At 67.9% G+C, this 7037-nt stretch carries 5 protein-coding genes and 1 pseudogene; 5 read left to right on the top strand and 1 reads right to left on the bottom strand.

All coding sequences use genetic code 11. The annotated features are described in order from the left end of the window. The 4 genes from L995_RS26810 to L995_RS26825 all read left to right on the top strand — a co-directional run. A partial coding sequence (locus L995_RS26810; RefSeq protein ID WP_047474388.1) for an amidase occupies positions 1–807 on the top strand: 807 nt, incomplete at its 5' end. A gap of 6 nt (positions 808–813) precedes the next feature. Beyond that, the gene (gene gatB, locus L995_RS26815; RefSeq protein WP_046238954.1) at positions 814–2259 is read left to right on the top strand and encodes an Asp-tRNA(Asn)/Glu-tRNA(Gln) amidotransferase subunit GatB; all 1446 of its coding nucleotides are present in this window, start codon (positions 814–816) and stop codon (positions 2257–2259) included. Between the two features lie 148 nt (positions 2260–2407). Then, entirely contained in the window at positions 2408–3631 is a 1224-nt protein-coding gene (locus L995_RS26820) for a serine hydrolase domain-containing protein (protein WP_047474390.1), read from the top strand. A gap of 131 nt (positions 3632–3762) precedes the next feature. After that, complete coding sequence (locus tag L995_RS26825) at positions 3763–4929, top strand: HPP family protein (protein WP_047474392.1); 1167 nt, start codon at positions 3763–3765, stop codon at positions 4927–4929. 64 nt (positions 4930–4993) lie between these two features. Here the strand turns inward: L995_RS26825 and serA are convergent, their stop codons facing one another. Then, entirely contained in the window at positions 4994–6223 is a 1230-nt protein-coding gene (serA, locus tag L995_RS26830; protein WP_012202286.1) for a phosphoglycerate dehydrogenase, read from the bottom strand. Positions 6224–6581: 358 nt separating this feature from the next. On the opposite strand from serA, the pseudogene L995_RS26835 reads away from it, so the two are divergent. Further along, positions 6582–7037, top strand: a pseudogene (locus tag L995_RS26835) (hypothetical protein); the annotation flags it as partial.

A 7037-nucleotide genomic window follows, 5' to 3' on the forward strand; every position in this document is an offset into this window, starting at 1 on the left:
CCGCGTGACTGCGCCCTGCTGCTGTCCGAGATGTGCGGCCCCGACCTGGACCGCGACTCCACCAGCCTGGACGTGCCCGCCGAGGACTTCACGGCCCGCCTGAACGACGGCATCGAAGGCCTGCGCATCGGCATCCCCGCCGAGTTCTTCGGCGAAGGCCTGTCGGCCGACGTGCGCGCCGCCGTGGATGGCGCGCTCAAGGAATACGAGAAGCTGGGCGCCCGCCTGGTGCCGATCTCGCTGCCGCGCACCGAGCTGTCGATTCCCGTGTACTACATCCTGGCCCCGGCCGAGGCATCGTCCAACCTGTCGCGCTTCGACGGCGTGAAGTTCGGCCACCGCGCCAAGGACTACACGGACCTGGTGGACATGTACAAGAAGACCCGCGCCGAAGGCTTCGGCGACGAGGTCAAGCGCCGCATCATGATCGGCGCCTACGTGCTGTCCGAGGGCTACTACGACGCCTACTACCTGCAGGCGCAGAAGATCCGCCGCATGATCGCCGACGACTTCCAGGCCGCCTTCCAGCAGTGCGACGTGATCGCCGGCCCCGCCGCGCCCACCGTGGCCTGGCAGCTGGGCTCACAGCGCGACCCGCTGGCCAACTACCTGGCCGACATCTTCACGCTGCCCGCGTCGCTGGCCGGCCTGCCCGGCATGAGCGTGCCCGCAGGCTTTGGCGAGGCCGGCATGCCCGTGGGCCTGCAGCTGATCGGCAACTACTTCAAGGAAGGCCAGCTGCTCAACGCCGCCCACCGCTTCCAGCAGGCCACCGATTTCCACCTTCAAGCTCCGAAGGGCATCTGAGACCCCATGACCGCGAAACTCATCCAGGGCTATGAAGTCGTCATCGGCTTCGAGACCCACGCCCAGCTGGCCACCCAGTCCAAGATCTTCAGCCGCGCAAGCACCGCCTTTGGCGCCGAGCCCAACACCCAGGCCTGCGCCGTGGACATGGCGCTGCCCGGCACGCTGCCGGTGATGAACAAAAAGGCCGTCGAGTGCGCCATCCGCCTCGGCCTGGCGCTGGGCTCGCACATTGCGCCGCGCAGCATCTTCGCGCGCAAGAACTACTTCTATCCCGACCTGCCCAAGGGCTACCAGATCTCGCAGTTCGAGATTCCCGTGGTCCAGGGCGGCGAGGTGTCCTTCTTCCTCGGCGACGAGAAGAAGACCATTCGCCTGGTGCGCGCCCACCTGGAGGAAGATGCCGGCAAGTCGCTGCACGAGGACTTCATCGGCCAGTCGGGCATCGATCTGAACCGCGCCGGCACGCCGCTGCTGGAGATCGTGACCGAGCCCGACATCCGCAGCACGGAAGAAGCCGTGGCCTACGCCAAGACGCTGCACCAGATCGTGACCTGGATCGGCATCTGCGACGGCAACATGCAGGAAGGGAGCTTTCGCTGCGACGCCAACGTCTCCGTGCGCAAGCCCGGCCAGCCGCTGGGCACGCGCCGCGAGATCAAGAACCTCAACAGCTTCAAGAACATGCAGCTGGCCATCGACTACGAGATCCGCTGGCAGATCGAGGAAATCGAGGACGGCCGCCGCATCCAGCAGGCCACCGTGCTGTTCGACCCCGACACGGGCGAGACGCGCTCCATGCGCACCAAGGAAGACGCGGCCGACTACCGCTACTTCCCCGACCCGGACCTGCCGCCGCTGGTGGTCGCGCCCGAGTGGGTGGAACAGGTCAGGGCCGACATGCCCGAGCTGCCGCGCGCCATGGCCGCGCGCTTTGTCGAGCAATATGGCCTGCCCGAGTACGACGCCACCACGCTGACGCAAAGCCAGGCCATGGCCGCCTACTTCGAGGACACGGCCCGGGCCTGCAATGCGCCCAAGCTGGCCAGCAACTGGATCATGGGCGAGATCTCGCGCCGCCTGAACACCGAGGAAATCGGCATGGAGGCCGCCAAGGTCTCCAGCGCCCAGCTGGCCGCGCTGATCGCGCGCATCGGCGACGGCACCATCTCCAACAACGCCGCCAAGCAGGTGTTTGAGGCGCTGTGGACAGGTGAGGGCCAGGACGTGGACGCCATCATCGAGGCCAAGGGCCTCAAGCAGATGAACGACACGGGCGCGCTGGAGAAGATCATCGACGAGGTGATCGCCGCCAATCCGGCCAACGTGGAGCAGTACCGCGCAGGCAAGGACAAGGCCTTCAACGCCCTGGTCGGCCAGGTCATGAAGGCTTCCAAGGGCAAGGCCAACCCGGCGCAGGTCAACGAGCTGCTCAAGGCCAAGCTGGCCTGACCACACGCACGGTCCACCCGGCCCACCAAGCCCGCCCACCGTGGCGGGCTTTTTTTCGTGTGCACGCTCCGCGCCGGCTGTCCCGCACCGAACAGCGCCTGCGCCTGCATGTCTCCAGAATCCCTGCCATCGCACCTGAGGAGACAGCATGACCACCAGCACCGACCGCCTGCACATCCCCGGCCTGCCCTGGGCCGACTCCCCTGAAGCCGTAGGCCTGGGCGGCGCGCGCCTGGCGCGCCTGTCGGCCCGGCTGCAGCGCGGCGTGGACACCGGCGAGATCCCGGGCGCCGTGGCCCTGGTGGCACGGCGCGGCAAGCTGGCCTACCTGGAGAGCTTCGGCCTGCTGGACCCCGAGGCCGGCACGGCCATGCGGCCCGATGCCATCTTCCGCATCGCCTCCATGAGCAAGCCCATCACCTCGCTGGCCATCATGATGCTGGCCGAGCAGGGTCGGCTGTCCATCATCGAGCCCGTGGAGCAGTACCTGCCCGAGCTGGCCGCGCTGCGCGTGGGCCTGGAGCGCGCGCCGCTGGCACGCTCCATCACGCTGCAGGACCTGCTGCGCCACACCTCCGGCATTCCCTATGGATTCGCCGGCACCGAGCACCCCGTCAAGAAGATGTACCTGGATGCGGGCCTGTTCAGCGGCAAGTTCACCAATGCGCAGTTCATCACCAGGCTCGCGCAGCTGCCGCTGGTGGCCCAGCCCGGCGAGACCTGGGAATACGGCATGTCCACCGATGTGCTGGGCCGCGTGGTCGAGGTGGTCAGCGGCCAGACGCTGGCCGCCTTCGTGCGCGAGCACATCACCGGGCCGCTGGGCATGGCCGACACGGGCTTTCATGCGCCCGACAGCGAGATCGCACGCGCCGCGCGGCCCCAGCCCGAAGGGCCGCAGAAACAGATGCCGCCCATCCCCCCGGTCACGCGCGCCATGATGTTCGAGTCGGGCGGCGGTGGCATGGTCTCGACCATGGCCGACTACGCGCGGCTGTGCCTGTTCTGGCGCAACGGCGGCACGCTGGACGGCGTGCGCCTGGTCTCGCGCAAGACCGTGGAGCTGATGACCTCCAACCACCTGCCCGCCAGCGTGCGCATGGGGCCGGACATGGCGTATTTCGGCGCCCAGCGGCCCTCGCCCGAGGTGGGCCAGGGCTTCGGCCTGGGGTTTGCGGTGCGCACGGCGCCGGGCCTCAACCCGCTGCCGGGCAGCGTGGGCGACTTTTCATGGAGCGGCATCTACGGCACCTTCTTCTGGATCGATCCGCAGGAGGACCTGTTCGCCATCCTCATGATGCAGTCCATGGCCCAGCGCATTCCCTACCGCTGGGTGATGCGCGAGGGCGTGTACCAGTCCGTGGTGGACTGAATCTTCCAGGTTTGCACCAAGGCAGTGCAAAGCCCATGTTGCCAGCAAGAGCGGCGTCCCTTCCTAAAATGACGCGCTTTTGCAGCCCTGCCCCGGGGCCGCGCAGGCAAAGACAACAAGACAACAAGGCCATGGGCTGGAACAGAAAAGCATGGGGGCCGGTGGTGCCGCGCCCCGCGCCTGCGGACATGTGGCGCGTGGCCATGGGCTCCATCGTGGGCATGGGGCTGGCCACGGCCCTGGTCTGGCTGGCGCATGCGGGCACCTGGGATCTTCCCCTGCGCCTGTTCGCGCCGCTGGGCGCCACGGCCGTGCTGCTGTTCGCCGTGCCCACCAGCCCGCTGGCCCAGCCCTGGTCCTGCGTGGTGGGCAATACGGTGTCTGCGCTCTGGGCCCTGTTCGTGCTGCAGTGGAGCCCTCCCCAGCTGGCCCCTGCGCTGGCCGTGGGTGGCGCCATAGGCTGCATGCTGCTGACGCGCTCGCTGCATCCGCCGGGTGGCGCCATGGCCCTGCTGACGGTGCTCAATGCCAAGGCCTCGCTGGCCGCCGGCTGGATGCTGCCCTTCGTGCCCGTGGGCGCGCTGACGCTGGCGCTGGTCCTGGCGGCCACGGCGCTCCACCGCGCTACGGGCCGGCGCTATCCCCACCATGCCGACACGGCGCCCAAGGCCTCGCCCGCCGATTCGGCCCATCGCCATGCCTCGCGCCTGGGCCTGTCCCATGCCGATCTGGAGGCGCTGCTGCTGCGCTTCGGCCAGGAAAACAACCTGGAAGCCGACGACCTGGCCGAGCTGCTGGCCGCCGCCGAGGAAACCGCCATCGAGCACCGCCTGGGCGGCGTGCGCTGCGCCCAGCTGATGACGCGCGATCCCGTGAGCTGCTCCTTGGACGACGACGTGCACGCCGTGGCCGCACGCTTTCGCGCGCACCCGGCCAAGAGCCTGCCGGTGCTGGACGCCGATGGCGGCCTGGCCGGCACGGTCTCCCGTGCCGAGCTGTACGAGTGGCTGTGGATGAGCCCCGTGCGCCCGGCCGAATCTGCGGCAAAACCTTCTTTGTTGAACTGGCTGGGCCAGCGCCTGCCCGGCAAGACCCGGGCCGCGCCCCGCCTGTCGGAGCTGCCCCAGCTGGTTCATGCGCCTGAACTCAGCGTGGACGAGGACACGCCCGTGGGCCAGTTGCTGGACGCCCTGGCCCGGCACAGCGTGCCCTGCATTCCCGTGATGCGCGAAGGCCGGCTGACCGGCCTGATCACGCGCACGGACCTGATGCGGCTTCTGCTGCAGCCGGGCAGATAGGGCGAGCCGGCAATGCGCCAGTTTCAGGAAGTGCGCCCAAGCGCAGCATCCTGAAACCTGGCCATCAGAACAGCACGCGGCAGCGGATGGTGCCGGGAACCTGGGTCAGTTTCTCGACCGCCAGGCCCGAGGACTGGGCTGCCAGGTCGATCACCACATAGCCCACCTTCTCGTCGGTGCGCAGGTACTGGCCGGCAATGTTGATGCCGTTCTCGGCAAACACCTGGTTGATGGCCGACAGCACGCCGGGCTGGTTGTGGTGCACGTGCAGGATGCGGTTCTGGCCGGGGTGGGCGGGCAGGGCCACTTCGGGGAAGTTCACCGCCGAGGTGGTGGTGCCGTTGTCGCTGTACTTGACCAGCTTCTCGGCCACTTCCAGGCCGATGTTGGCCTGGGCCTCCATGGTGGAGCCGCCCACGTGCGGTGTCAGGATGACGTTGTCCAGGCCGCGCAGGGGCGAGACGAATTCATCCTTGTTGCTGCGCGGCTCGGTGGGGAACACGTCGATGGCGGCGCCCAGCAGCTTGCCGGCCTTCAGGGCCTCGGCCAGCGGCTCGATTTCCACCACGGTGCCGCGCGAGGCATTGATCAGGATGGCGCCGGGCTTCATGGCCGCGATTTCCTTGGCGCCGATCATCCACTGGGTGGAGGGCAGCTCGGGCACGTGCAGGGTGACGATGTCGCTGCCGGCCAGCAGATCGGCCAGCGATGCGGCCTGGCGCGCATTGCCCAGCGGCAGCTTGGTGGACACGTCATGGAAGAGCACCTGCATGCCCACCGACTCGGCCATCACCGACAGCTGGGTGCCGATGGAGCCGTAGCCCACGATGCCCAGCGTCTTGCCGCGGATTTCGTAGGAGTTCTCGGCGCTCTTGAGCCAGCCGCCGCGGTGGGCGGAGGCGTTCTTGGCGGGCACGCCGCGCAGCAGCAGGATGGCCTCGGCCAGCACCAGCTCGGCCACCGAGCGCGTGTTGGAGTAAGGCGCGTTGAAGACCACCACGCCACGCTCGCGCGCCGCGTCCAGGTCCACCTGGTTGGTGCCGATGCAAAAGCAGCCCACGGCCACGAGCTTTTGCGCGGCGGCGAACACGTCGGCCGTCAGCTGCGTGCGCGAACGGATGCCGACGAAGTGCACGTCGGCGATCTTGCGCTTGAGCTCCTCGCCTTCCAGCGCGCCCGTCACGGTCTCCACATTGGTGTAGCCCGCGTTGCGCAGCACTTCGAGTGCGGAAGGATGGATGCCTTCGAGCAGCAGGAACTTGATCTTCGATTTATCCAGCGACGTTTTGGTCATGGGCGAGCCCTCTCTAGTCAGTCAGAAATCAAAGCGAGCATTACAGCGGATTCGGGAAGCCGCTACAGCCGGTAGGCCCAAAGCCAGCGCGCCCGCAAGCGGGAGAACCATGCGCCCTGCGGCCATGAACATCCCGCCATCCGGCAGACACCCATTGCAGGACGGCGCATGCCACGGGAGCACATGCACACTTCGAGTTTGGCGCGAAATGTAAAACATTGAGAACCGGTGCGCGCGTGCGCGGCAGCCTTCCTAGAATTCGCGCGTCTGCGTCCGGTGCTTTCAAATCAATAGCAACAGAACAGGCCTGCAGGCGGGCCGGACGCGCCCTTGTTTTACGAACCAACCGAGGAATCCGATGATTACAAACATGCTGCGCAGGATCGAGGACCTGCTGGTGCAGGTGGTGCGCGTGGTGCTGCTGGTGTTCTCCCTGCTCGTGCTGGTGGGCATGGCACTGTGGACCTGGGAGAGCTTCAGGCCCGGCAAGGCCGAGGCGCCCCAGGCCGTGGCCCAGGAATTGAACTGGAAGGACGCCAGGCCCGACCTGCAGTTCGTCGTGGACGAAACCAGCCGTGACCTGGGCGCGGGCGGCGGCGAACCCGCCATGGAAAAGCGCCTGGCCGATCCGGCGCTGCGCCCCGCCTTCCAGAAGGCCGACGCCCTGGTGCGCGCCTTCGTGAACAAGGATCCTGCGCGGCGCGAGCGCACAGAACGGGACCACCAGGCCCGGGGCCTGGCACCGCTGCACCCGCTGCTGCAAGGCGACGCCCTGCCGTCCGAGGCCGATGTGCAGCGCCACATCCAGACGCGG

Origin of the sequence: Delftia sp. ZNC0008 (assembly GCF_000799035.1) — a bacterium.
Lineage (GTDB): Bacteria > Pseudomonadota > Gammaproteobacteria > Burkholderiales > Burkholderiaceae_C > Comamonas > Comamonas tsuruhatensis.

What these genes read in the sequence shown, in the direction of transcription:
- L995_RS26825 (WP_047474392.1), top strand. Translation starts at nt 3,763, where the DNA reads ATGGGCTGGAACAGAAAAGCATGGGGGCCGGTGGTGCCGCGCCCCGCG.
- gatB (WP_046238954.1), top strand. Translation starts at nt 814, where the DNA reads ATGACCGCGAAACTCATCCAGGGCTATGAAGTCGTCATCGGCTTCGAG.
- serA (WP_012202286.1), bottom strand. Translation starts at nt 6,223, where the DNA reads ATGACCAAAACGTCGCTGGATAAATCGAAGATCAAGTTCCTGCTGCTC.
- L995_RS26820 (WP_047474390.1), top strand. Translation starts at nt 2,408, where the DNA reads ATGACCACCAGCACCGACCGCCTGCACATCCCCGGCCTGCCCTGGGCC.